The sequence below is a fragment of the Runella aurantiaca genome, from assembly GCF_003339505.1.
In the GTDB taxonomy this organism is placed as follows: domain Bacteria; phylum Bacteroidota; class Bacteroidia; order Cytophagales; family Spirosomataceae; genus Runella; species Runella aurantiaca.
The window spans coordinates 117568-143851 of record NZ_QPIW01000011.1 but is presented as its reverse complement, the minus strand read 5'-3'; the positions used below and the strand labels follow the sequence as shown (position 1 = coordinate 143851).

The 26284-nt window shown below is 44.1% G+C and carries 25 protein-coding genes; 15 read left to right on the top strand and 10 right to left on the bottom strand.

Annotated features, from left to right (window positions below; genetic code table 11):
* Positions 1 to 70: 70 nt before the first annotated feature.
* Positions 71 to 1039 carry an NAD(P)H-quinone oxidoreductase gene (locus DVG78_RS15125; RefSeq protein ID WP_114461897.1) on the top strand — a complete coding sequence of 323 codons (969 nt, stop codon included), beginning with the start codon at positions 71 to 73 and terminating at the stop codon, positions 1037 to 1039.
* Here DVG78_RS15125 and DVG78_RS15120 read toward each other — a convergent pair.
* Both DVG78_RS15120 and DVG78_RS15115 read right to left on the bottom strand, forming a co-directional pair.
* Complete coding sequence (locus tag DVG78_RS15120) at positions 1036 to 2349, bottom strand: serine hydrolase domain-containing protein (protein WP_114461896.1); 1314 nt, start codon at positions 2347 to 2349, stop codon at positions 1036 to 1038. The genes DVG78_RS15125 and DVG78_RS15120 overlap by 4 nt on opposite strands.
* Positions 2350 to 2387: 38 nt before the next feature.
* Positions 2388 to 3662, bottom strand: coding sequence for a glycosyltransferase family protein (locus tag DVG78_RS15115; RefSeq protein ID WP_147277092.1), 1275 nt, complete (start codon positions 3660 to 3662; stop codon positions 2388 to 2390).
* Between the two features lie 193 nt (positions 3663 to 3855).
* Between DVG78_RS15115 and DVG78_RS15110 the strand changes: the two genes are divergently transcribed.
* Positions 3856 to 5304 (top strand): energy transducer TonB, encoded by a 1449-nt coding sequence (locus DVG78_RS15110; RefSeq protein WP_114461894.1) that lies wholly within the window; start codon positions 3856 to 3858, stop codon positions 5302 to 5304.
* Between the two features lie 38 nt (positions 5305 to 5342).
* On the opposite strand, the gene DVG78_RS15105 is transcribed toward DVG78_RS15110, so the two are convergent.
* Together DVG78_RS15105 and DVG78_RS15100 are read right to left on the bottom strand one after the other, a co-directional pair.
* Entirely contained in the window at positions 5343 to 5756 is a 414-nt protein-coding gene (locus DVG78_RS15105) for a hypothetical protein (RefSeq protein ID WP_114461893.1), read from the bottom strand.
* A gap of 138 nt (positions 5757 to 5894) precedes the next feature.
* Positions 5895 to 7328: a mandelate racemase/muconate lactonizing enzyme family protein gene (locus DVG78_RS15100; protein WP_114461892.1), complete on the bottom strand. Its 1434-nt coding sequence runs from the start codon at positions 7326 to 7328 to the stop codon at positions 5895 to 5897.
* A gap of 221 nt (positions 7329 to 7549) precedes the next feature.
* Between DVG78_RS15100 and DVG78_RS15095 the strand changes: the two genes are divergently transcribed.
* Complete coding sequence (locus DVG78_RS15095; RefSeq protein WP_114461891.1) at positions 7550 to 8464, top strand: RraA family protein; 915 nt, start codon at positions 7550 to 7552, stop codon at positions 8462 to 8464.
* 70 nt (positions 8465 to 8534) lie between these two features.
* Here the strand turns inward: DVG78_RS15095 and DVG78_RS15090 are convergent, their stop codons facing one another.
* Both DVG78_RS15090 and nadB read right to left on the bottom strand, forming a co-directional pair.
* Positions 8535 to 9794 (bottom strand): DUF5690 family protein, encoded by a 1260-nt coding sequence (locus tag DVG78_RS15090; RefSeq protein WP_114461890.1) that lies wholly within the window; start codon positions 9792 to 9794, stop codon positions 8535 to 8537.
* Between the two features lie 84 nt (positions 9795 to 9878).
* Positions 9879 to 11462 (bottom strand): L-aspartate oxidase, encoded by a 1584-nt coding sequence (gene nadB, locus DVG78_RS15085; protein WP_114461889.1) that lies wholly within the window; start codon positions 11460 to 11462, stop codon positions 9879 to 9881.
* Positions 11463 to 11703: 241 nt separating this feature from the next.
* Here nadB and rplM point away from each other — a divergent pair, with 241 nt between their 5' ends.
* The 10 genes from rplM (at position 11704) to DVG78_RS15035 (ending at position 18582) form a co-directional block, all read left to right on the top strand.
* Positions 11704 to 12147 (top strand): 50S ribosomal protein L13, encoded by a 444-nt coding sequence (gene rplM / locus DVG78_RS15080; RefSeq protein WP_114067713.1) that lies wholly within the window; start codon positions 11704 to 11706, stop codon positions 12145 to 12147.
* Positions 12148 to 12202: 55 nt separating this feature from the next.
* Positions 12203 to 12589, top strand: a complete 387-nt coding sequence (gene rpsI / locus DVG78_RS15075) for a 30S ribosomal protein S9 (RefSeq protein ID WP_114067714.1) — start codon at positions 12203 to 12205, stop codon at positions 12587 to 12589.
* Between the two features lie 213 nt (positions 12590 to 12802).
* On the top strand, positions 12803 to 13612 hold the full coding sequence (gene rpsB, locus DVG78_RS15070; RefSeq protein ID WP_114070291.1) for a 30S ribosomal protein S2: 810 nt from the start codon (positions 12803 to 12805) through the stop codon (positions 13610 to 13612).
* A 262-nt stretch (positions 13613 to 13874) separates the two neighbouring features.
* The gene (gene tsf / locus DVG78_RS15065) at positions 13875 to 14711 is read left to right on the top strand and encodes a translation elongation factor Ts (protein ID WP_114461888.1); all 837 of its coding nucleotides are present in this window, start codon (positions 13875 to 13877) and stop codon (positions 14709 to 14711) included.
* A gap of 237 nt (positions 14712 to 14948) precedes the next feature.
* On the top strand, positions 14949 to 15548 hold the full coding sequence (locus DVG78_RS15060; RefSeq protein WP_114461940.1) for an RNA polymerase sigma factor: 600 nt from the start codon (positions 14949 to 14951) through the stop codon (positions 15546 to 15548).
* Between the two features lie 23 nt (positions 15549 to 15571).
* Positions 15572 to 15757, top strand: a complete 186-nt coding sequence (locus DVG78_RS15055) for a hypothetical protein (protein ID WP_114461887.1) — start codon at positions 15572 to 15574, stop codon at positions 15755 to 15757.
* A gap of 11 nt (positions 15758 to 15768) precedes the next feature.
* A complete protein-coding gene (locus tag DVG78_RS15050; protein ID WP_114461886.1) occupies positions 15769 to 16602 on the top strand; it encodes a mechanosensitive ion channel family protein in 834 nt (277 codons plus the stop codon).
* Between the two features lie 26 nt (positions 16603 to 16628).
* Positions 16629 to 17531 (top strand): DUF3078 domain-containing protein, encoded by a 903-nt coding sequence (locus DVG78_RS15045; protein WP_114461885.1) that lies wholly within the window; start codon positions 16629 to 16631, stop codon positions 17529 to 17531.
* Between the two features lie 60 nt (positions 17532 to 17591).
* Positions 17592 to 17930 (top strand): large conductance mechanosensitive channel protein MscL, encoded by a 339-nt coding sequence (gene mscL, locus DVG78_RS15040; RefSeq protein ID WP_114461884.1) that lies wholly within the window; start codon positions 17592 to 17594, stop codon positions 17928 to 17930.
* A 256-nt stretch (positions 17931 to 18186) separates the two neighbouring features.
* Complete coding sequence (locus DVG78_RS15035) at positions 18187 to 18582, top strand: LytR/AlgR family response regulator transcription factor (RefSeq protein WP_114461939.1); 396 nt, start codon at positions 18187 to 18189, stop codon at positions 18580 to 18582.
* Positions 18583 to 18659: 77 nt separating this feature from the next.
* Here the strand turns inward: DVG78_RS15035 and DVG78_RS15030 are convergent, their stop codons facing one another.
* Positions 18660 to 19316, bottom strand: coding sequence for a porin family protein (locus DVG78_RS15030; RefSeq protein ID WP_114461883.1), 657 nt, complete (start codon positions 19314 to 19316; stop codon positions 18660 to 18662).
* A 475-nt stretch (positions 19317 to 19791) separates the two neighbouring features.
* Between DVG78_RS15030 and DVG78_RS15025 the strand changes: the two genes are divergently transcribed.
* Positions 19792 to 20940, top strand: a complete 1149-nt coding sequence (locus tag DVG78_RS15025) for a hypothetical protein (protein WP_114461882.1) — start codon at positions 19792 to 19794, stop codon at positions 20938 to 20940.
* Positions 20941 to 21014: 74 nt separating this feature from the next.
* Positions 21015 to 21521 carry a hypothetical protein gene (locus DVG78_RS15020; protein ID WP_114461881.1) on the top strand — a complete coding sequence of 169 codons (507 nt, stop codon included), beginning with the start codon at positions 21015 to 21017 and terminating at the stop codon, positions 21519 to 21521.
* 2 nt (positions 21522 to 21523) lie between these two features.
* Here DVG78_RS15020 and DVG78_RS15015 read toward each other — a convergent pair whose 3' ends face one another.
* The 3 genes from DVG78_RS15015 to DVG78_RS15005 form a co-directional block, all read right to left on the bottom strand.
* Complete coding sequence (locus DVG78_RS15015; RefSeq protein ID WP_114461938.1) at positions 21524 to 22297, bottom strand: hypothetical protein; 774 nt, start codon at positions 22295 to 22297, stop codon at positions 21524 to 21526.
* Between the two features lie 275 nt (positions 22298 to 22572).
* Complete coding sequence (gene lpdA / locus DVG78_RS15010) at positions 22573 to 23967, bottom strand: dihydrolipoyl dehydrogenase (protein WP_114067723.1); 1395 nt, start codon at positions 23965 to 23967, stop codon at positions 22573 to 22575.
* 142 nt (positions 23968 to 24109) lie between these two features.
* Positions 24110 to 26239 carry a xanthine dehydrogenase family protein molybdopterin-binding subunit gene (locus tag DVG78_RS15005; RefSeq protein ID WP_114461880.1) on the bottom strand — a complete coding sequence of 710 codons (2130 nt, stop codon included), beginning with the start codon at positions 26237 to 26239 and terminating at the stop codon, positions 24110 to 24112.
* Between the last annotated feature and the right edge of the window lie 45 nt (positions 26240 to 26284).

Sequence of the window (26284 nt, the reverse complement as noted above, 5' to 3'; positions counted from 1 at the left end):
TGTTTATTTTTGGAGTGTCATGTACCTTCATGGATTGTATTGACAATTGTTTATCTAATTTTCGAATATAATGAAAGCAGTTATTGTTTCCCAAACGGGCGGGCCCGAAGTCCTGAATTTGCAAGAACGTTCCTTGCCCGTCCCTTCCCTGCAAGACGTACTGATTCGGGTGTATGCGGCAGGAGTCAATCGGGCCGATTTATTGATGCGTCAAGGACGTTACGGGGTTTCTGGTCAGGCGCCTGCCGAGCCGTTGGGCTTAGAAATCGCGGGGGTAGTGGAGCAAATAGGGGCCTCGGTGAGCCGCTGGAAAGTAGGTGACCGGGTATGCGCGCTCATTCGTCACGGCGGCTACGCCCAATATGCCTTGGCCAATGCCCATCATTGTTTACCCATTCCAGAAGGTCTTTCGTTTGAAGAAGCCGCCTGTTTGCCCGAGACAAGCATGACCGTATGGGACAATGTGTTTCGACGGATGCACTTGCAGTCAGGCGAAAACCTGCTCATACACGGGGGTACAAGCGGTATTGGGGTAACCGCTATTCAATTGGCAAAAGCATTTGGTGCACAGGTGTTTGCTACCGCAGGAACGGATGAAAAATGTCGATTTTGTGAAGAATTGGGGGCGGTAAAATGCGTAAATTACAGAACCCAAAATTTTGAAGATGTCCTTAAACCTTTCGGAATGGACGCTATTCTGGATTACATTGGCGGCGACTATACTGCCAAAAATATACGTCTGTTGCGAACCGATGGTCGTTTGTGTTTTATTGCCAGCTTGGGCGGCGCGCAAACGCAGTTTAATATTTTGGAAGTGATGAGCAAACGCCTGACCATCACGGGAAGCATGCTTGCCCCCCGTGATGCCGAATTTAAGGCGGCTTTGGCGGCCGAAGTAGAAAAGCACATTTGGCCCCTCATTGCCACGGGCCAATACAAACCGATTCTCTATAAAATCTTTCCCCTCAGCGAGGCGGCCGAAGCCCACCGCTTGATGGAAAGCTCCGAGCACATAGGAAAAATCGTTCTTGTGCCTTAATCATCCAATGACTGATAAATCATCATTTCAAACTTACGGTCAATTTCGCCACCGTAGCTGGTAGGCCACATTTGTTTCATAATAACGGCGCAAATTTTTTCTTTGGGGTCGGCAAAATAGTTGGTACTGAATGCGCCGCCCCAACTGAATGTGCCCACGCTGCCCAAGCCTTTTGAACGTCCTGCTTCGCTTACGACGCTGAACCCCAAACTGAAGTAGCTGCGCGGGTCGGGAAACAGCGTTCCACTTTGGTTGGTGTTGGTAAAAAGCTCCACGGCTTTGCGGCTCAACAGTCGTTTGCCGTTGTACACGCCGCCATTCAGGAGCATTTGAAGAAAAATGGCATAGTCGTAGGCCGTGCTTGATAAGCCCCCCCCGCCCGAATAAAAGGCTTTTGCTCCCTCAATCGGATAGTTGGGGTTTGCAGATAACGAGTTGGTTGTGCCTTTGACCAACTTCTTGTCTTTATCTTCGGAATACAGTGGCACCAAACGGTCTTTTTTAGAATCAGGCAGATAAAAGTAAGTATCTTTCATGCCCAGCGGGGCAAAAATCCGTTGCTGAAAAAACTGGTCGAGGGTCATCCCAGACGCAATTTCCACCAAATACCCTAGTACATCAACGCTTAATCCGTAGGTCCATTTTTCGCCGGGCTGATGATTGAGCGGAAGTTTGGCCAGTTTTCGGATGTTATCCCCGATTTTGAGATTTTCGGTGGTAAAGGCATCCACAATCCCTGCTTTGGTATAAATGGCCCGAAGACGCTCATCGTTGGAAATAACATTATAATTGATGCCAGACATGTGTGTCAGCAAATGCCGCACCGAAATCTCCCGCTTAGCGGGCACGGTCGTAAAGCTGCTGTCTTTCGGGTTGAATTGGTCGAGTACAACTGGCTTCGCAAACGCTGGAATGTATTTGCTGATGGGATCATCGAGCATGATTTTGCCTTCTTCGTGGAGCATCATCACGGCCAGTGAGGTAATGGCTTTGGTCATGGAAGCAATTCGGTAAATGGCGTCTTTGGTCAAAGGTTTATTGCTTTCAAGGTCTGCTTTTCCGAAGGCTTTGTAGTACACAATTTTGCCATTACGAACCACAATGGCCGCCACGCCCGGAAAAGCGCCTTTGTCGATATACGACTGAATCATGCCATCCAGCCGATTGAGTCGCTCTGAGTACATCCCCACCGACTCGGGCGTAGCCGCCGACAGCAGGGGAGGGGCTTGTCGGGTACCCGTTTGAGAAAAAAGTGGTAATGCTGACAACAGCATCAAGGCCACGGCACGGCAAAAATGATTCAGGGGCATATCGTTAAGGGTTTGAAAATGACCAAAGTTAAGAGAAACTATGGTGTTAACAAATCCTCCGAGAATTGTTCAAATGACTTGAGTTGATACTGTGCCTGTACCTGTTTATTGAGTAGACGATACGTGGGATTGTTCAATTGTTTTAAAATTTCAGTCAAATGGCTTTCGGACCGAACAGCATTCTGGGGCGCAAGGTCAATCAAGTGGCGGTCGTTTTGGTATTGGTGAATAAAACTGTACAAACTCAGGCCATCTTTGTTTTTGTAGCCATAATCTAAGATGAACGAAGGCGTATCGGTAAAACAGGCTTCTAGGCCCATGGTGGTGCCTAAATGAAAAAAGGCCTCCGCGTGGGCAATTTTCTCAAATTTCTCTAAAATATGCCCGTCTTTTACCGATAAATCTACCGTCCGAAAGCCATCGTCCATGATTACATTGGGTAGATTGTGGAGGGATTGATACACTTCCCAATTGCCCTGCACTGGATAAGGGCGTACCACCAATGTGAGCTCAGGGCGGGTTGTTGCTAACACCTGCGCCACTGAAATGGCCACACTAACTTCTTCTTTGACCAGATCATCAATGCCGATGGCGCAGCCAAAGTATACATACCGAAAGGGGTAAGTTCGGGGTAGTTGTGCGTGCCGTTGTTGATACTCATGGATGTAACCAAATTGGCTTGCACCAACTACTTTTACGTGTGCCGCTGGAATATGTTGTAGATGAACAATGTCTTCTTTGATGCGCTCATTCCAGCAGATATAATGCGCGCGTTCAGAAAAACAGATGTGCTTGCAGGCGTGGTCCCAACTGTATACATATACTTTTACGGGATACTTTTCGTGGAGAAGGCGGGCCAATAGGAAATCGTCGGCAATGGCCGTAAAGCACACAAATTGGTCAATTTCGCTTAAATCACTCCCTTTCTGATAGTCCAGACCTTTTAGGTAAGTATCGTATGAAATGAACTTGGGCAGTCGCTGGACCCATTCGATGATTTCATAATTCTTTTTTCGAACTGCTGGGTCGGTGGCATGGGAGGCTTTGAACAGCTCCATCAGGAAAAAATTGTGACGACTTTTGGGAATACGTTTGAAGAGTACGAATAATTTCATCCAAACGTTATTCCAAAAACTGCTTTTGCGCTCGTTGATGACCCTAAATTCCAGCCCTTCGGGCAGATGCCGCAGAATTTCGTCGCGATTTTCGGGGCGGCCAAAAATGATTACTTCGTGTTGTTTGGCAACTTCGGCCATTACACGCCTCACGTCATTGCGGAAATCAAAGAAAGAAACGACAAACCCAATTTTCATATTTGTGGTACAGACGGCCCGTCTGTCATAAGTAAGCGGCGACAAAATTGCTAAAATCATCCCATCTACCCAAACATGGCATACTGTGAATGGGTAACCAGATAATTTGCCAAAAAACCTTGGACAATCCGTTACTTTTTGTTTAAATGCGACTCTTTTTTGCTTTTACCCAACCTCTATTATTTACAGCTCCATGAAATTCACTTTGATTCTATGGGTATCCACCCTGCTCTCACTTACTGCTTACAGCCAGACCGTTTATCCCGAACGTGAAGTAGACAAAGCGGCTCAACCCCAAGGCGGGTTTGCGTATTTGCAGCAATTCGTCAAGGATAATTTGCAGATACCTTTTCAGGCACGGCTTCAATCAGTACAGGGCTGGGTGTTTATGAGTGGTATTGTAGAAACCGACGGTAGCGTGTCTGGCCTGAAAATCATCAAAGGCATCCATCCACTTTGTGATGCCGAAGCGCTGAGGGTTGTGGGGCTTTATCGGGCATGGGAACCTGCACTCAAAGACACGAAGCCTGTTCGTCAAGACTTCAATTTTTTCGTTGTTTTTCCCGATATGCCCGTTACTAATTATGACAGCACAAGCCAGAGACTCGTGGATTATTTCAACGAAAAATTCCAGTTTACGCAAGACCCCACCGAGTACCATTTTCGGAGATACATTCCCGTTGATAAAAACGGTCTTGTAAGGGATGATGTGATTTTTGAGGAGTTGAAGAAAAAAGAATGGAGGCCTTTTTTGTTGGTGCCGTTTAAACGGGATTCATTGATGTACAAGATTGCCAATGAAACAATGACCGATTCGGTTTCAGCCTATCAGTTGACGGTCAGGGACAAAGACTGGAATTCATACGTGCCCGAAACGATTATCCAAAAAAATGGTCAACTGTTGTCAACCAAAGAAAAACAGGGGAATAAGGTTGTTTCCTACGCTGAATATTACGCAAGCGGCGCCTTGAGAGAACGGCAGATTGTAGACGGAAAAAGTGAAAAGATAGTGACATGGTATGATAACGGTCAACTGAAAGAAGTTCGAACGCAGGAAACGCCCGACCCGACCAAAGCAGCGGAAATTTCGGTCGTTGATTTGTGGTCACGTGAAGGCAAAGTTTATGTCAAAGGAGGGAATGGTTGGGGCGTTTATAAATCCAAGGTGCGAAAAGAGCAGTTGATTATAGAACAGGGTGCTTTTGAAAATGGGAAGAAGGTAGGAAAATGGATTGCCAAACGCCCAGACAGTACGCTTTATTATGACGAAACTTACGATAAAGGGAAATTGGTACAGGGACGTTTGATGTTGGATGGTACTGAGCATACCTATACCGAAGTACAGCAAAATCCGCAGTTTCAGGGTGGGGCGTCGGCCTTGGGTATGTTTTTAGGGAAAAATATCAAGTACCCCAAAGAGGCGTCTCGAAAAAATATTTCAGGAAAAGTCTTTGTTTCTTTTGTCGTATGTGAAGACGGCTCACTGTGCGACTACGAAGTACTCAAAGGAATCGGCGGTGGCTGCGACGAAGAAGCCTTGCGCGTGGTCAAAGAGATGAGTGGAAAATGGCTTCCTGGTGTGGAGCGCGGTCAAAAAGTTCGGGTTAAATACAATTTGCCCGTGATTTTTTTGCTTGAATAAGCATTGAATTTGTCCGTGATTTTTAGCCATTTTAATGATTATAGTCGAATAAAACGGTTTCGTCCGCTCCCTTGACAAGATGCTAAAGTCAGGGTATCAGCCTGTAAGTCAAGAGCCCATGTGTCGCAAGCTAAACAACTCACCAATGCACATTGGGGATTGGTGGGAAGACTCTCCTTGGGCACAATAGTAAATCTTTTTCCGTTTACACTGAGGTATTTTGGGGCGCAGCAGGCAGGTAAGCCATTTTGGTCAAGGATGACGCCGTCGTAGCGTATTTCAAATTGATACTGACCGCTTTGGGTCACATACTCCCATTCGTTTTTGCCCGCTGGTTGAACCGCGCTTAATCGCCACTTACCTACCAAAGGTTGTAATTCTTCGGGAGAAAGGGCCTTTTCACGGCATCCCACCATACCCACTAAAAACACCAATAGAAGAAGATTTTTCATTGCGTAATTCTTTTTTCTATTGGACGAAAATCAAGCCTAAATGGTTGGAAACAAAAAAGCGTCAGACGGTTTTGAACGGGGACGCCCAGTCCGTCCGACGCCTACATCACAGGTACTTATTGATAGGTTAAAAATGAACTAGCTCCAATCCCGGTCCCACGAATCTTTGGTGTTCCATTCGTCGGTCGGGGCAAACCATTTCTGGTCTTTCATCAAGAAGCGTTTTGCTCCTTCTTCGTTAAGCTCCACGCCCAAGCCTGGTTTGTTGGGTACGGGGGCAAATCCATTGACCACGAGTGGTTTACTACCCGTTACAATGTCTTCCCAGCCGGGTACATCTACGCCGTGGTGCTCAAGTGCTACGAAGTTTTCGGTAGCGGCGGCGCAATGCACGTTGGCCATGAACGAAATCGGACTGCCTGCAAAGTGCATTGCCATCGGAATGCCGTGCTCTTCGGCGTAATCGCCAATTTTCTTGGTCTCCAAAATACCCCCAGAAGAAGCCAAATCGGGGTGAATCATGTCAACTGCTTTGGCGTTGATGAGTTTAATAAACTCTTCTTTTAAGTAAATGTCTTCTCCCGTCAGCGTGGGCGTGTCGATAGCGTCCGAAATTTGTTTCCATTGGTCGGTATAAAACCAAGGCACAAGGTCTTCGAGCCACGCCAATTGGTATTTTTCAACGGCTTTGCCAAGACGAATGGCCGTGTTGACGTCAAAGTGCCCAAAGTGGTCGGCTGAAACGGGGATTTCGTACCCCACTCCCTCACGAATTTTGCTTACATACTCGGCAATATAATCCAATCCTTTATCAGTAATTTGGATACGGGTAAAAGGGTGTTTGGTTGCGCCATAGTTACCCACGGTTTTGGTTTTATTGTCTCTTTGGTTGAGTTTCCACACGTTCGCCCCCGTCAGCATACCGGGCTTATCGGCCAACAGACCAATCCCAAAGTCCATTTTCAGGAACGTATAGCCTTTATCTAAACGGGTTTCTTTTAGTTTTTTAGCAAAGTTGGTAGGGTCTGTAATCTCGGGCGTATCGGCATACATCCGGATTTCATCGCGGTATTTTCCACCCAACATTTGATAAACAGGTACATTGTAGGCTTTGCCCGCCAAATCCCAGAGCGCCATTTCTACGCCGCAAACGCCACCAGCGGCCCGGCCGTGTCCGCCAAATTGCTTGATTTCTTTAAAAATTTTCTCAACGTTGCAGGGGTTTTGGCCCAGCAAGCGACTTTTGAGCATGAGCGCATAGTTGGGACTTGCCCCATCGCGTACTTCCCCCCAACCTATTAACCCCTGATTGGTATCAATTCGGATGATGGGGCTTTTGAAAGGTACCCCCCCTAAATGCGCGATGCGCACATCCGTAATTTTAAGATCGGCAGGTTTAGAATCACGCTTTACTTTTTGCGTAATGTATTCCATTTCTTGCTCGTGTTTACCATCCAGCATTAACCCTAATGATAACCCGCCTAACATGCCTTTTTTTAGAAAATCGCGGCGCTTGTTTTCGGATTGGGCGTGGGTATCAGGGAGCTTGAATCGGTCTAATAGTTTTTTCATTGGGGTTTAGAATTAAAAATGTGAAAAGAAATAATGAAACCGGGGATAACGAATTTAGGCTCCGAACTACTGCTTCTCTGACGGTCAACAGTACGGAAACACAAGATTAGGTCAATTTTTTCTGAAAATATTTCAAAATTCACCGTTGGAAAAAGATAGAAGTGTAAACAAGGTAATTGTTGGATTTTTGTTGGTGTTTATCCTTAACCAGTGTACGAACTATGAAAAAATCAGTAGTGGCGTGTTTGTTGGCTTTTGCCACCTCACCCTTATTTGCGCAAATCCAAGCGCCTAAAGAGCTCATCCAATTTTATACCCAAGAATGGAAAGGCGAACGCTTCCCCGACGGTCGCCCGAAAGTACCCGATGAGATTGTAAAGCGTCTAGCCAATGTATCTATCGAAGAAGCTTGGGGGATTATGCGTGGCGATGGGTATAACAACCAGTTTGAAGGAGGCTTTCAGATTATTCATCCCGAAAAACCACTCGTCGGGCGCGTGCTTACGGCCCAATACATGCCCTCCCGCCCAGATATGGAAAAGCCCATCAAGGAAAAAGGTAAAGCTGAGGGTCGAAAAGGAGCCTCTAATTCCTGGCCGATTGATGCGCTCCAGATTAATGACGTTTATGTAGCGGACGGATTCGGAAAAATCGTGGACGGAACGCTCATCGGCGATAACCTCGGCAATTCCATTTACGCCAAATCTAAAACAGGCGTGGTGTTTGACGGCAGCGTGCGCGATTTGGAGGGCTTGAGCGCCATTGACGGGTTTGTCGGTTTTACGCGCGGCTACGACCCGTCGGCCATCAAAGACATGACCATGACGTGTATCAATTGCCCCATCCGTATCGGTCGGGCGTCGGTATTGCCGGGAGATTTAGTCTTGGGAAAACCCGAAGGCGTAATTTTTATTCCAGCGCATTTGGCCGAAAAAGTGGTGAACAGAGCGGAGTTTATTGCCCTTCAAGATGAATTCGGCCATAAAATGCTCCGTGAAAATAAATTTACACCCGGCGAAATTGACATGAAATGGTCAGAGCCTATCAAAGCCGCTTTTCGCGAGCACCTCAAAACCCGCTCAGGAAAAGTGTATCTAACGGCGGAGCAGATTGAGGCGTTTTTGGCGAGGGAGTAATCAAAGACGAAATAAAAGAAGATTGTCTTGCGCCCTAATACTGCAAAGTTGCAGTATTAGGGCGCAGGTTTTAGCTGACAACTTCAGGTTGCATGGTTTTGTACTTCCGCTTAAAATACCCAAACGAAACCACCACCAACACCACATACACCACCGCCAAAATGTAAGCACCGTAGATAAAGAAATCCAGAAAACTGATGTTGGGTTGACCGAAATTTTTGTAGAGCAATACCCCTACCGTTCCCAAATAGCCCCACCAATCGGCCAATGTCACCACAAAACTCACCGTACTGACGTACTTAAATGAAGCCACAAAACGCTCAAAATAAAGGCCGTTGCAGGGCACATACGCCAAATATAGCCCCACGCCAGTCAACGTAAACCACACGCCCGGTGACAGCATTCCCTGCTGAAACATCCACGTACTAACGCCGACCGTAATTCCACCCGCAATCAACAGCAGATTGATAAGATAAAATGCCCTCCAATTGTCCTTTACCCAACGCAATGTGGCCATCAGGAGCAAAATGAAGACCGACACAAAGGTTTCGGTTTGGGTAAAAATCAGGGGATTATCTACGCCCGCTAATTTTAATATTTCAGGGGCAAAATTATCTCTAAAATCACGGAAGGCGGTCAGGAAAACGTAGGATACAATCAGTGTAATCAGCCCTACCGAAAAGGTTTTGATAAAGCGGCTGCGGTCGGCGGCATTCATCGGAGCGCGCTCGGTACGCTCGGCGCGGTCTTCGGCCGTAGGGGCGGGTAATTTTGCCAATGCCCAAACGGCTAACACCAACGGAATGGCAAACAGCAAACCCGTCGTAAACGGCATCCAAAACTCTGATACGCCCGAATTTAACAGCGTTTTGCCGATGGTTTTGACAAATCCTGAAGCAAAAATAAACGACGCAGTAAGCCCAGCCACCAGCGCGTCGGTTTGGCGACGGCCCTCCAAAAAGCCTAACACTGTGCCATACACCATGCCCAACGGAAGCCCATTCAAGAATAAAAAAGGAATATTATAAGGGGCTGGAACGAGTGCAAAACCTAACAAAGCTAATTCCGCAAAGCCTACGAAAGACAGCAAATAAATGGCGCGTTGGGCGGGCTTCATTTCTGAAACTACCTTAATACCAATGAGTTTGGAAAAGGCATAGCCCAGTACTTGCAGCGTAATCAACCAGATTTTATAATTGATACCCCAAAAAACCAACCCGTCAAACGTGGCGGCCGTAATCCCCCTTCGAAAAGCGTACATACAGGCATAGGCACAAAAAGCAGCAGTAGACCCCCATACCATGAGGCGAAATTCAGAAGGTTTTTTCATAAAAGGGTTTAGTAAAACTAAAAAAAGGGTGTTTGTTGATAAACACCCAAAAATATTAAATTCTACGTTTCGAGAATGTTATTTTTATTTCTTCACGTGGTCTAAATTAAAGTGAAGTCCCACGTTCTCGCGGCGCGCCATGGCCATTTTCAAGACTAAATATGATACGTTAATCATGTTGCGGAGTTCCATAATCGGCACCGAAACCTTTGATTGCCAGTACAGTTCTTCGTGCTCTTGAAAGATAAGTTCTACGCGGTCGTGGGCGCGTTTCAAACGACGGTTGGTGCGCACAATTCCGACATAATTTGACATGATTGCTTCCAATTCCTTGGTCATTTCGGTAACCAAAATGGCTTCTTCGGGATGAGTAGTCCCTTCGTCGTTCCATTCTGGAATGTTGTCAGGTATGTAGGCGTCGGCTAAATTTTCGATTGTTTTCTCGAAAGCCCGATGCGCAAAAACCACGGCTTCGAGGAGCGAGTTAGAAGCCAAACGATTGGCACCGTGGAGGCCCGTGCAGGCGCACTCTCCAGTTGCGTACAAGTAAAAAATATTCGTCTGTCCAAATTCATTCACCTTGATACCTCCGCACATATAATGCTGCGCGGGCACTACTGGAATGTAATCTTTACGTATATCAATGCCCAGATTGTCTTTGCAATAAGCGGTAATATTGGGAAAATGCTCAATAAATTTTTCGTAATCGCAGTGCGTAACGTCGATATAAACGTGCTCATCGCCGTATTTTTTCATTTCGGAGTCAATAGAGCGCGCTACAATATCCCGGGGTGCAAGCGAAAGGCGCGGGTCATAATGCTCCATGAATGTTTCGCCTTTTTTGTTGCGTAAAATCCCCCCAAAACCTCTCACTGCTTCTGAAATCAAGAAGTTGGGCTTTTTGCCGGGCTGATAAAGCGCCGTGGGGTGAAACTGAATAAACTCCATGTTGTCGCAGACGCCTTTGGCGCGGTAGGCCATGGCAATGCCATCGCCCGTAGCGATGCGTGGATTGGTTGTATTTTGATAAATATTTCCGATTCCCCCCGTGGCCAGCATCGTTGTTTTGGCCAAAAACTTCTCCACTTCTCCCGTTTTTGTGTTTAAAACATAAGCCCCAAAACATTTAATATCGTCGCGGTGACGGTAGACAGTTTCTCCTAAATGGTGTTGGGTAATTAAATCTACGGCAAAATAATGGGTAAAAATTTGAATCGAAGAATGGCTCTTGACTTCACTCAGGAGCGCCCGTTCTATTTCGGCCCCTGTGGCATCTTTGAAGTGCAGGATACGGTGGTCGGAGTGTCCGCCTTCTTTGGCCAAATCATAGTCGCCGTCGGCTTCTTTGTCAAAACGCGTACCGTAAGAAATTAGCTCCATAATGCGCTCAGGAGCTTCTGTCACCACGATTTCAACGATATTTCGTTTGCTGATTCCGCCACCCGCCACCATCGTATCGTCGATGTGTTTTTCGAACGAATCTTCCTCGGCCCACACGGCGGCAATTCCCCCCTGAGCGTATTTGGTGTTGGTTTCGTCGGCTTGTACTTTGGTGATAACCGCAATGGAGACCTTCTCTTTTTGCGCATCAAAATGCCGCGCCAATTTGGCGGCGTAGCTCAAGCCCGCGATGCCAGAGCCAATCACTAAAAAATCAAATTGAGGCATATACAACAATAATTTTCAATGTACGAATTGCGATTTATGATTTTCAGGCCCGAAAATCCCCTTAAAAAGGGGGGAGCCTCTGCCACTGCAAGAATAAAGAATAAATCACTAATAATTTAATTTTCAGAATCATTTTGTGATTCAAAAATCAAACCGCTATATTTGCAGTCCGATTTTCGCCTCAAAATGCCCGTTTATATAGTTAATTAATTGATTTTCAACGAAAAAAGTAATAACTAAAGTGGATACACTCAGTTACAAAACCGTATCGGCTAACTCCGCAACCGTCCAAAAGGACTGGATCGTGGTAGATGCTAACGGCGAAATCTTGGGACGTTTGGCCAGCCAAATTGCCAAAATTTTGCGTGGAAAGCACAAGCCTTATTTTACCCCGCACGTAGATTGCGGAGACAACGTGATTGTTATCAACGCCGACAAAATTCGTTTGACAGGCAAGAAGATGACAGACAAAGAATACGTTCGTCACACAGGACATCCGGGTGGTCAGCGTTTCGCTACTCCTCGTGAGATTATGGAAAAACACCCGCACCGCGTCGTTGAGATGGCCGTGAAAGGGATGCTTCCAAAGAACCGTCTGGGACGTCGTATATTTACGAATTTGTACGTATACGCAGGTGGAGAACATCCGCATTCGGCTCAGCAACCTAAAGAGATCACCTTTTAAAAAACGAGTTCATTAAAAGTTAAATCATTAACTTTTAAGTACTAAAAATAAAAAAATGGAAGTTACTAACACAGTAGGTAGAAGAAAAACTTCAGTGGCTCGTGTCTATGTATCAGCCGGGCAAGGCAACATCAAGGTCAATGGCCGTGAGTTTGCTGAGTATTTCCCTGTTGAGACGCTTCAAATCATTTTGAAGCAACCGTTGACCACCGTTAACGTAGCAACCAACTACGACATTAAAGTAAATGTTCGTGGAGGTGGTATCAGAGGACAAGCAGAAGCCACTCGTATGGCGATTGCTCGTGCTTTGTGCGAAATCAACGGCGAGTTCCGTCCAGCATTAAAAAAAGAAGGATTCCTGACTCGTGATGCACGTATGGTTGAACGTAAGAAATACGGTCGCGCCAAAGCTCGTCGTCGGTTCCAGTTCTCTAAACGTTAATATTTTCATTGAACAGTTACCATTAAGTACTAACCATTTGAACAGTAAGTCAAGGAAAGTGCTCCAAAGCTCAATCCAAGGTTATTTAATGATAAATGTTAATTGTTCAATGAAAAGTCCAGGCCGCGCTTATCGTGTCCGATGTGTGGTGCTGCACACTTTTAAAATCCTTCGTTGGTAAGGATTATTTCTAACATTTATCAAATCAAAAAAATGGCACAATTAGAGTACAAAGACCTGTTGGATGCAGGCGTACATTTTGGTCACTTGACCCGTAAGTGGGATCCACGTATGTCTCCGTATATTTTCATGGAGAAAAACGGGATTCACATCATCGACCTTAACAAAACGATTGCTTCATTGGATGAAGCTTGTCACTATGTCAAAAGCGTAGTACGTTCAGGTCGTAAAGTGATGTTTGTTGCTACCAAAAAGCAAGCCCAGGAAATCGTATCAGAAGAAGCGCGTCGTTTGAAGATGCCGTTTGTAACTGAGCGTTGGTTGGGTGGTATGTTGACCAACTTCGCCACTATTCGTAAGTCATTGAAAAAAATGCAGACGTTGGACAAAATGCTTAGCGACGAGTCTACTGCCAGCAACATCGCAAAACGTGAGCGCCTTATCAAAGGTCGTGAAAAAGATAAATTGGAGCGTTTGTTGGGTGGTGTAGCTGATTTGACCCGTTTGCCTGCTGCTTTGTTTGTTGTGGATGTAAAGCGCGAACACATCGCCGTTGCCGAAGCAAAACGTTTGAACATCCCTGTCATTGCGATGTGTGATACCAACTCTAACCCTAACGAGGTAGACTTCGTAATCCCCGCCAATGATGATGCATACAAATCAATTTCGTTGATTACACTAGCGATCGGAAAAGCAATTGAGGAAGGCTTACTTGAGCGCAAGCAAGAGCGTGATGATGCTCGCTTGGCAGAGGAAGAAGATGCAAAACGTGCAGTAGATGAAACTGTAGCAGATGTTGTAGAAGCGCCAAAAGCCGCTATTGAGGCAGACACCGAAGAATAAACAACTTCGATATAATATAGACCCGCTTCGGCGGCGGTCCCGCGACGGCGGCCCGTGCCCCAGCCGTCTAATCGGATAGCCCGTAGCCTTCTATAAGCTATGGGCTATTCCGTTTAACGATTTCATAAAGTAGAACTTAATTGATTTTAACGATTTTTGTCTTCAGAAATTCGTCTACTTAGAAAAATCCCTTTTCAAAATCGTAGAAACAATTAAAATTCGGAAACTAAAACTAATTAAATCTCAAAACTTAATTCATAAAATGGCTATCACAGCAGCAGATGTTAATAAGCTTCGCCAAATGACTGGTGCAGGTATGATGGATTGTAAAAAAGCCCTTACCGAAGCAGACGGTGATTTTGAACAAGCAGTTGATATTCTTCGTAAACAAGGTCAGAAAGTCGCCGCTAAACGAGCCGACAACGTAGTTTCAGAAGGTCTTGTTCTTGTACACGTTAGTCCAGATGGCACTAATGGTAAAATCGTAGGTTTGGCGTGTGAAACTGAGCCAGTTTCGAAAGTGGAAAGTTTCCAAAATTTGGCTACTAACATTATGAGCCAAGCAGTAGCCGGCAACGCTCCCGATAAAAAAGCATTGCTTGCCACTCCTCAGGCTGACGGCCGTACGCTCGCTGAGCACATTACTGAACTTATCGGTAAAATCGGTGAGAAATTAGAGCTTATCGCTTACGAAAACGTAACGGCAGACGTTGTTAGTTCATACGTACACTCAAACAATAAGCGTGGTGTACTGGTTGCTTTCACTGGTGTAAATGGTGCTGATTTGTCAGAAGTTGGTCGTGATATTGCAATGCAAGTTGCCGCAATGAAGCCAATTGCAGTTGACAAAGGTGACGTAGATGCTGCTACGATTGAGCGCGAAATTGAAGTTGGTAAAGAGCTTGCCCGTAATGAAGGGAAAGCAGAAGCAATGCTTGAAAAAATTGCTTTGGGTCGCTTGAATAAATTTTACAAAGAGAGCACATTGTTGAATCAAGAATTTATTAAAGATGGTTCTTTAACCATTTCTCAATTACTTGAAAAAACGCAAAAAGGATTAACTGTTAAGACCTTTAAGCACGTAGCAATCGGCGCGTAATCAAAAAGGCATGTTTAGTAAAAAAAACCCGAAAATTGTTTTCGGGTTTTTTTTTGCACATTATTCATATAGTATTTGTTTTCTGAATAAATTAACATAAAAGCTCTATTTTTATCCGATAAATAGGGTGAACTTTTTTACGATTAGATAAATTGTAAAATATTTTAGCTGTATTACTTCAATTTTTTGTTACTAAAACCTCTTTTTTTCGTCATAATGAACGTACACTCGATAGGAATGAAGAACTATACTGACGAGCAGTTAGTGCGTTTATACGTTGATACCCAGCGTAACCCTTTTTTCGAAGAAATATATGATCGTTATGCCGATAAGGTGTATCGAAAATGTCTTTCATTTGTAAAAGACCAAGCAAAAGCAGAAGACTTTACGCACGATATTTTCTTGAAGCTTATTGTTCGAGTAGGTTCATTTAAAGAAAACTCGAAATTTTCAACGTGGTTATTCTCAATCACTTACAATTATTGTATGGATCAATTGAGAACAGCCAAGAAAATGGCTGAAGATGAGCTGACAGAAAATATTGACGTAATTGATGATTCGGACGATATCCAGGAAATGGAAATGGATGCGAAACGTCTTCGCGAAGTACTTGATGGAATCTCTCCCGAAGAACGCACGATTCTGCTCATGAAATACCAAGATGACTTCAGTATTAAAGATATAGCAGATACTTTTGGCCTCACTGAAAGCGCAGTTAAAATGAGGCTTAAGCGAACACGTGAGAAATTACGTAAGAAATATGCAGAAAGTTTGCTCTTCACTATACTGTTGATAAGTAAAATGCTTATTTTACTTAAATGGTGGGCAAAACAATAAACCTTTGAGGTTTGCATAAAAATATGAATAATCCTTTTTTTGATATTGATCCAGACGATAAAGTACCTGAATCACTGAAAAAAGCGTTGGTTTCCGAAATTGATACAGTTCGGAATACCTTTGAGATTGTTACGTTGTTTGTTAGCTATTTCTTCAGTGCAGCTGAGGTAATGATTAACCCTGGTAAGCCAGATGAAAACTCAAAATAAAACTATTACCGATGAAAGAGCTGCCTAATTTAAAAGAAGTGCTAATCAGTACATTAACAAAATTGATTAATCAATTTGTTGAATTTGTACCGCGATTTATTTTTGCTTTCTTTATTCTATTTATTGGATATGTAGTGGCTAAAATATTGGCCATTGTTACCAAAAAAGTACTAGAAAAGGTAGGGTTCGATAAGATTGGAGACCGGCTCAATGAAATCAGTATTGTAAAACAGTTGCAGACAGAAATCAAACTGAGCCAAATCGTTTCTAAAGTGCTTTATTACTTTATTATGTTGGGTTTTGTGACCGATGCTACCAAAACGTTGGGCATCGGGGCTATCACAAGTTTGGTAGAAAAATTAGTCAACTTTGTCCCCCAACTGATTGTAGCAGCCATCATGCTCCAAATAGGAGTACTGGTAGCTGAAGCTATAAAAAATGCAGTAGTTTCTATCTGTAAGTCCTTTAATGTGCCTTCGGCTAAATTAATTGGAAATGTCATTTTCGCCTTCTTTTTAGTGATTACCCTTATCAGTGCCTTGGGACAGGCAGGCATCAATACGGAGTTGCTCGAATCCAGTTTTAATTTAATGATTGGCGGAATTATTTTAGCTTTTGCTGTAGGGTATGGATTTGCTTCCCGCGATGTTTTGGCAAATATTCTATCTTCGTTCTATACCAAAAATCGTTATAAAGAAGGTCAAGTTATCAAGGTAGATGAAACAAAAGGAATTATTACGAGCCTAGATAATACAACTCTAACGCTTCAAACGGGCGAAACAAAAACAGTATTTCCCCTTCAAACATTGCAATCTAAAAAAGTTGAAATATTTGAAAACGAATAATTATTTTATCTACCCTAATTATTCTGATGATGAATAAATATTACTATTGCATTCTTACTTCTTGTACTTTGTGTTTTTTTTCTTTAATCTCATTGGCGCAGGAAACCCCCAAAGATACTAGCTATTGGAAAAAAGCGTCGAAGTTTGGCCTCAATCTTAGCCAAGGGACATTTAATGAAGGTTGGCAGGGAGGAGGGCTTAATAATATCGCGCTTGGGGTATACCTTAACTCAAAAGGAGAATATACCCGCGACCGCGATAATTGGGTCAATGACTTTCAATTTCAATTGGGAGCAATCAAAAATAAAGGTGATGCTTTTCGTAAAAGCGTAGACCGGCTGTTTTTTGATTCCAAATACGGACGTAAACTAGGTGAAGTTTCGAAGTGGTATTTCTTTACAAATCTTAACTTCCTTACCCAAATTGCCAACGGACGTGACTTTGGGAATGAGCGCATGCCGTTTATTTCTGCTTTTTTTACCCCTGCATATTTAACGGAAGCCATTGGTATTGAATGGAAACCTACTAAGTTTTTCAGTATGCAATTTTCTCCTGGAGCAGTACGGCAGACCATCTTAGGGAATAAAAATTTGTATAAAGCTATTGACCTTTTGGCTCCTGAATATAAGTTTTCAAATTACGGCGTTGAGCGGGGAAAATCAGTTCGTAATGAAGTGGCAATCATGCAGCTAGTAATGAATTTTGATAAGGATATTGCCAAAGATGTCAATTTTAAATGGAGATATCAGGCGTTTGCGGGGGCAAAGGATTTAAGAGCAATTGATAACCGTTTGGATGCACAGTTGACTGCAAAATTTGCCAAATATTTCAATGTAAACTTGGGCTTAATCGCAATTTATGACCAAGACCAAGTAGCAAAAATGCAATTGGCACAATCAATCAATTTTGGGTTTTTATACAGTTGGTAGTTATATTTAGTTGTATTATACCTATTTTAGGTCTTTCTTAAACCTCAAAACTGTATTGTTATGCTTAAAGAATTTAAAACATTTATTGCTCAAGGCAATGTTCTTGACCTAGCGGTTGGAGTCCTTGTTGGTGCTGCTTTTGGAAAAGTAGTTACAGCCTTTATGGATGATATTATTAATCCAGTGTTGGGTGTTGCGATTGGTGGGGTTGACTTTTCGGCACTTAAAATAGTTCTCAAAGCAGCTGATCCTGCCACAGAAGCCGCTGAAGTAGCGATTCGCTACGGAGGGTTCTTAAACGTAGTCATTCAGTTCTTAATAACGATGTGGGTGATTTTTCTGATTGTCAAAGCGGCTAATAAAGTTAAATTGTCGAATTCGCAAGCACCCAAAGAATAGTTTTAAAATTATTTATATTTACAAAAAGCCCCTTACACACCATCGTGTAAGGGGCTTTTTGATATACGTATTTCTACGTGTTTTATCAAGTGGTAGTACTGATTTAGTTCACCAAGTCTATTTGTAAGTTATTGATTATTAAATAATTGAATGTTTGTGCGTATTTCTACGTGTTTTTGTGATGGTTTTTTTTGTAGTAAGTTTGTTTTGTCAATTCGACGTCCCTACACTCCTTAATCATAAAATCAACACGATCATGAATACTCAACCTTTATTCAACAGTTATCTTTCTACTAAGACGGTTAGCTCTCCGGCGATACATAGTATTATTATTCCAAACGGGAACCATCAGGTAGTGATTCAAACAGATCAATTGATGTGCATGGAAGGATGCGGTAACTATACATTTTTATACACCAATGATGGTAAAAGATACTTAGTTTCGAAAACATTAAAAAGCTACGCGGCGATTTTGGATGATCAGGTGTTTTTGCGGGTACACAAATCGTGGATAATCAATCTGAAGTATTTGCAGGAATTTTGTGAGTATGAGCGTTCATTAAAATTACGTGGAGGAAGAGAAATAGCCATCTCACGTCGTCGTATCCGTGAGGTTTGTGAAGTGCTTACGCCAATTGTAAAGTGCGCTTAGTCAAAAATATTATATTTTAGTGGGTTAATTGGTCATACAGCCGCTCCGACATCGGAGCGGCTTGTTTATTTTAGCTTTCAAAACAATACAAAACCGGCTGTTAACTGCCAAAGAGAGACTTTACTGTTAAACTGTGCGTTGTTTTGCAGGTTCAGTTGCGAAATATTAGATAAGCCGCTTTCGTAGCGAAGGTCAATGTTGAAAGAGCGAATGTCCAATCCCACACCTGCCTGAAAGCCGAAGGTAGCCTGCTCAATGGTCTTGTTAACATTTTGACTTGTATACACTTTGAGGGCATCGCCAAGCTGACTTCCCTGTGCGATGTTAAGTGATGCCATCGGGCCAGCGTTAAACCGCAGAGGGCCGAGTTTAAGCCCGATTAAAACTGGAATATCAATCTGACTGAACTTGACATCTACATTTACAGGCGTAGTGCTGCCGTCCTTGAATATTTCGAATGTACCCCCTTTAGAGGATAAAAGAACCTCTGGCTGAATAAATAATTTCCGCCCGATGCGCGCATAAGCCCCCACTACGTAGCCTGTTTTGTTGGTAGAATTGGTTTTGAAAAAATCAAGGGTTGATGCGCCTGGACGTTTTATGCTAAGGTCTTGGGTCTCTAGCCGAGAAAAATTTGCACCACCTCTGACACCGATAAAAACCAATTTGCGATTAAACTGAGCCGTTGCCTGAAATGCCACCAAAAAAGCCAGCGCAAAAAATATTTTTTTCATGGTTGTAAAAGAGAGTTAATTATGAAATAAAAACATAGTAATGACGGATAAACGCCTGTGGTGGGTGGGAGATTGTTTGAGTTTTTTTTTAATTTGGGAAATCCCGCCAATCTTAACTAAAATTTACACTTCTTAAAGCTACGCAACCATTCATACCAATACCCTAAAACGATTTCAGAGAACGCTATACCTTTGGTGTATTATAAATCTCCGAAAGCAATCCTACCCATGTAGAAACTTGATTTTCAACCTACTGTCGCGTTAAAGGCCGTTAACTAACTGCTTCGCTTTTGACTGAAAGGATTTCTTTAACTTGCACCTAAGTTACCGTTTTCATCTTTGTAATCAATAAATCATTGTTAACAATCATTAACCATACATCACTTTCTCAATTTGAGTAAGTTTAGGATACCGACGACGGAGATTTCAAACTTAAATAACTATTTTTGAACGCATCAAAACCACTTTTTCGCTCATGGAAAATAACCAAGCTCTAACCAAACTCTCTGATTTGCCGATTCTGAAACATTTGGAAGGCGGCGAAAATAAATTAAAAGTCCTTCCCGAAAATATGGCCAATTGGAAAAAAGGCGAAAAATCCATTGCATGGTTGGTAGGACTGGTCCTGATACTTGCCGTGGGCTACGGCTTTATCACCGTATTGTTGCCATTGATTACTTCGTTGTTGGTAGGGGTCATTACACTGGGTTTCAAAATGATTGAAGCCATGGTCGTGGTGGGCGCAGTCCTTTTAGGTTTTATGCTCTCGCCACTCATTTTCAAAGTCTTTCGTCGCATTGTCCGTAGTTTACACAAGCTTCTGATTAGAATTGATCCATTTGCTGAATTGGATGACCAGCTAGGCAAAATGAAAGATTCTCGTCGAGAGTTTGAGACGGTCAAAGCAGAAATAAACGCCTGCAAAATTCAAATGAAGCAAGAAGCAGTAAAGGCAGAAAAATTGGCCAAAGATGCCAGTCAGAAGGTTGTTTACTGCCAAGAAGAAGCTAAGGTGCTGAAAGCAAAATTGGATAAAATGCTCGAAAAAGGCGGTGACGCTGCGCGTGAAACCGACGATTTTGTGGAGTTGGAGGGAAAACTAAATGCCGCTATTGGCGATGGCAACCGGTCCGTTTCGGAAGCGGAAACCTATCGGAGGTTGGTCGATACCTTTGGCTCACGCGCCAACGTGTTTGCAAAACTTGACCGTAAATTGGTGGGGTATGGTCATGCGTTTGACGAGAAACTCAAAGATTTTGCCACAAGTATTAATTTACTGAAAACAGAATCACGGGCGATGGCTGCCGCCAACAACGCTACAACTCGTGCACGTAAGGTACTCGGACAAAATCAGGATTGGCAGTTGGATTATGCACTGGAAGTGATCTCGGGACAAATTGCCAGCGATATTGCCAATACCCAAGCCAATATCCGTGATTTGGACAGCATCGTCAAAGATTTCAACCCGAACGATGAGCGCGCTTATGCTCGCCTTGAAACTTTTGCTAATCAAATCAAAGGAGGGGAATTTGAAGTGAGCGACCCCAATCGTGTCTCTAACCCCAATTATAAACTTACCCCGGATCAAAAAAATGCGGGCGGTGGAATTACGGATATTTTTTAATTAGAAATGAGCATTGAGGAGCGAGTTCTTAGAATGAAACTCGCTCCTCATTCCTATCTCATGACTCCTAAACCATGACATTACAACAATTCTTTGATCGTGTAGGTGAACGCCCCGATTGGGTGCTTATTTACTTCGCCTTACTGCCTCTGATGGCCCTTCTGGCAAATCTGCTGGGCAAAAATGAAGGTCACCTGTCACCTTGGAATTACTTCTACGCTTTCTTGATTTATTTAGCCTGCATACCGGGCATTTTTGCTGTGGCGCTCAATGTTTACCTTTTTTTGTTTGAACGTCGGAGTATCTTTGATTTTAATATTTATACGCAGATTCTTCCCTTTTTTGCCATGTTGCTGACGCTTTGGCTGATTCGTCGGAATGTCATTTCGTTTGATTACATTCCTGGATTTCAGAAATTAAGTGGTTTGGTATTGATGATTTTTGCCGTCATCGCCCTGATGTGGATTGTAGACCGTACGCGTATTGTGGTCTTTTCTTACCTCAAATTTGAATACGTACTGGTGATTTTTGCCGTGTTACTCGTACTCCTTTTGTGGGGCTGGCGAAAATTATTTAATTGAAGTTACAATTCATCCACCGTACCAGCGCCCAGCTCCTGCAATAAAGTACTCCAATAATGGGTTACGGTAGGATTGTTTTCTTTGGTGCTGCTTGTAGGCTCAAAAGGTAACGCAATTTTAATTTCAGCCGCGTTTAGGGCGTATTGCTGCATGGCTTTGGCATCGGCTTTGGCCCAACTTTCAGCTTGACTATTGTCTTGGGGAGGAATTGAATGAAAATCGCGGCGATTGGCGCCTTTCATGCTCTCGATCATATCGCTCAGATAATATACTTTTACTTCGGCACCCGTTTCGGTGGCTTTGTTAATAACGGGCAGGCTCGCCCAAATATCCGTTTGGCGCTGAGAATTTCCCACGTTTTGGATACCTAACTTTGCCATTAACTGCCGCAGAAATATCATACGTTCGCGCTGGAGGGTGAGGTCAGCAGTGGTTTGAGCCGCTTCGCGGTCGGTCGCGTTCATGTGACTGATATCTTCTACTTCGGTACGACAGGTAAGAGATAATGCACGTGCTTTTTGGGTATTTTCATGAATAAAATACACTTCCAATTTATCACCTTTTTGACGAATGTTTTGCTCAATCAAATCACTTAATATTTGCTGATATTTCTGGGCGACAAAAGCTTTGTTGACATTGACACTCTGGGTTTTGTCCATAAAAACCAAGGTGTAAACTGGCCCAGTAGTAACGGCGGCTTTTTTCTCTTCAGAAAAACAGGAAGCTAAGAGGCAACAAACGGTGATAAGTATACTATAATTGAGAATGCGAATCATGGCATTGAGTGAGATTTGACGCGAAGATGGCATTTGATAAATAAATACGCAATCCAAAACGGATAAAAGGCTTGTCTATTGTGACGAAAAGTAATTAAATGGGTTGAATCTATAGAAATCAACTCTTTAGCTTTGATAAAAAATGTATGCCAGTCCTGAAAATAGTATACCGAGCGATGTTTTGGGAAAAGCTGGGTATTTCCAGTGGGGCCTTGAAAAAAAGGCCCGTATCAGTGATTTACGGATACGGGCCTGCAACTATTTTACTGAAAATTTTATAGGTGAATCACCTCCCCGTAAGCAGCGGCGGCCGCTTCCATGATCGCTTCCGACATGGTAGGGTGTGGGTGAACCGACTTTACGATTTCGTGACCAGTGGTTTCCAAATTACGGGCAACCACTACTTCGGCAATCATTTCGGTTACGTTGGTGCCAATCATGTGCGCACCGAGCCATTCGCCGTACTTAGCGTCAAAAATCACTTTTACAAAACCTTCTGGCGTACCAGCGGCTTTGGCTTTTCCTGATGCGGAGAAGGGGAATTTACCTACTTTAATCTCGTATCCGGCTTCTTTGGCGGCTTTTTCAGTATAGCCTACCGAAGCTATTTCGGGGGTACAATACGTACAGCCAGGGATATTGTTGTAATTGAGCGGATGTACGTGTGGCTGACCAGCGATTTTTTCAACGCAGATAATTCCTTCGGCCGAGGCAACGTGTGCCAAGGCTTGGCCTTTGGTCACATCACCGATGGCGTAATATCCTGGAACATTGGTTTGGTAAAAATCATCGGTCGTAATTTTTCCTTTTTCAACTTTGATACCCGTTTCTTCCAAACCGATGTTTTCAATGTTGGCTACCACACCAGCCGCAGAAAGTACAATATCGGTTTCGATTTTGATTTCACCAGAAGGGGTTTTTACGGTCGACACACAACCTGCACCGCTTGTATCTACTTTTTCCACGCTTGAATTGAGGTGGATTTCGATACCCATTTTTTTGTATTGTTTTGCCAGTTCTTTCGAGATGTCCTCGTCTTCGACTGGAACCACGTTTGGCATAAACTCCACAATCGTTACTTTGGTGCCCATGCTGGCGTACACGTACGCAAACTCAACGCCGATTGCTCCAGAACCAATAACGAGCAATGACTTAGGTTGTTTTTCCAACGACATTGCTTTGCGGTACTCGATTACTTTCTGACCGTCGATAGGAACATTGGGAAGCTGACGGGCGCGGCCTCCCGTGGCAATGATGATGCTCGTAGCCGTGTATTCGGTTTTCTTCCCGTCCTTTTCAACTTCTACTTTTTTGCCGGGTTTTACGCGACCTGCGCCTTCGATGATGTCGATTTTGTTTTTCTTCATCAGAAAGTTAACGCCTTTGCTCATGCCGTTGGCTACGTCACGGCTACGCTTAATAACCGCGCCGAAATCAGCTTCAGCATTGCCAACCGTGATACCGTAATCTTTGGCGTGGTTGATGTACTGAAATACCTGAGCGCTTTTCAATAACGCTTTGGTAGGGATACAGCCCCAGTTAAGGCAAATACCTCCGAGGCTTTCTTTTTCTACAATAGCGGTTTTTAATCCCAATTGGGAAGCGCGGATGGCGGCTACGTAGCCACCGGGCCCGCTGCCAATAATTATCAAATCGTACTGTGAAGCCATGTATTTATGTGTATTGAGTAGTGAATTTCAAAACGCCGGCAAGGTTTTGAGTGGGGAACCCAATCCTTGCCGACGTTACCGTATTGGCGTCACAAAAATAGACGGAAAAGTTGGTTTGACAATAGTCTTCCTTTGAGGCCTATTAACCCAATGTGGCTCCTTGTTCAGAAAAAGGCTGATTGTAGAGTCGCTTGCCCGTTGTTTTGAAAATAGCATTGGCAATGGCTCCGCCCGTTGGAGGCAATGCAGGTTCTCCAAGGCCTGTAGGGTCGATGCCATTTTTGACAAAATGTACCTCAATATCAGGAACTTCGTTGTAGCGAATCAGGCGGTATTTGTTAAAATTATCCTGCTGAGGTGCGCCGTCTTTGAAAGTAAGATTTCCGTACATGGCATGACCAAGCCCATCCACGATAGCGCCGTAGACTTGATTTTGGGCGCTGCTTTCGTTGATGACGATGCCGCAATCAACGGATGCGTATACCTTTTTCAAAACGGGCTTTCCTTTAACATTGGCCATTTCGGCAATTTGGGCTACGTATGAGTTGTGTGAGAAGTAGACGCTGAAGCCTTGGTAAACTCCTTTTTTCTTCTTGCCCCACCCTGCTTTATCAGCCACCAACTTAATTGCCTCGCGGAAACGTTCTGGCTCGTAAGTGATTTTTCCGACTGGGCTTTTAATGGATTTATCCAACAATTCCATCCGTAACTGAATGGGGTCTTTGCCGCCTGCCATGGCTACTTCATCCAAAAACGCCTGCTCGGCGTAAGCCAAAAAGTTGGTAATCGGTGCCCGCCAAGGGCCAGTAGTAATGGGTGATTTATGGTCGTTAGATTGAATCAATGTATTTTCAATAGCACCTACCGGAAAGTTGTCGGGGCGGGTGGCGTTCCCAGCGTTCATTCCAGCACCGTGGAGCATATAGCCAGTGATATTGCCCGCTTTGTCGATGGAAGCTTTGAAGCGATAACGCACGGCGGGGCGGTAAATTCCTCCAGCGGTGTCATCCTCGCGTGACCAAGTTACTTTTACGGGTGCTTTGATGATGCTCGACAACTCGGCGGCTTCCACGGCGTAGTCGGTGTTGAGGCGACGACCAAATCCTCCACCCATACGGGTCAGTTCTATGGTGACTTTTTCGGGAGCCATGTTGAACATTTTCGCAATTTGGTTTTGCGCACTTTGGGGCGTCTGGCTTGGGCCAGCCATCTCGATGCTATCGCCTTTGAAATGGGCAAAAAAGTTCATCGGCTCCATCGGGCTATGGGGCAGGAATGGGCATTGATATTCGGCTTCAATGACCTTGTAGGCATTTTTGAAAGCTGCTTCTATGTCGCCGTCTTTGCGGTGAACGGTCGCGGTGGTGCTGTTGAGCATTTCTTTGAAAATGCGGTCGTGGTCGGCGGAGCTTTCGAGGTCTTTTTCTTTTTCCCACTCAATTTTCACGGCTTTGCGGGCCTGCATCACTTCCCAAGTGGTTTTTCCGACGATGGCTACTTTATTGCCAAAGGAAACTACATCTGTGATACCGGGCATTTTCTTGGCCTCGGTCGCGTCAAATGATTTCAATTTGAGACCGAAAGCTGGCGGGCGTTGAATCATGGCGTTCAGCATACCTTCGCGCTTATAGTCAATGCCAAAAAGGTTTTTTCCCGTCAAAATGTCTTTGCTATCAACGCCTTTTACGGAAGTCCCAATTAAGGTGAAGTTGCTTTTATCTTTGAGCTTTACCGTTGTTGGAGGCGCAATTTGGGCAGCGTCCGTTGCCAACTCGCCGTAGCTTAGTTTTTTGCCAGAGCTGTGCATTACGAAGCCTTTGCTGGTGCTACACTCGCTAATTGGTACGCTCCATTTTTTGGCGGCAGCTTCCATCAACATGGCGCGGGCGGTGGCTCCTGCTTTGCGTAGGCGTTCCCATGAGTGGCGGATAGCGCCACTTCCTCCAGTAACTTGACGTTCAAATTTTTTGGTATCCAATGGCGCCTGTTCTACCTTTACTTTGCTCCAATCGGCGTCCAATTCTTCAGCCACAATGATTGGGAAAGCCGTTTTGATGCCTTGCCCGATTTCAGGATTAGGCGAATATATGGTAATGATGCCCGAAGGCGCAATGGCCAGATAAGCGTTAAAGTCGATGGTATCGGCGGCGGTTTTGGTCAATACGCCAGGCTCAAAGGCCTCCGACGAAAACCAGCCAAATCCGAGTACTAAGCCACCGGCCGCGGTGGCAGATGTTTTGAAGAAATCTCTTCTGGATTGATTAGTGCTCATGCTATGTGGTACGGACGGACCCGCCCGTGGTTAGAATGGTTCAGG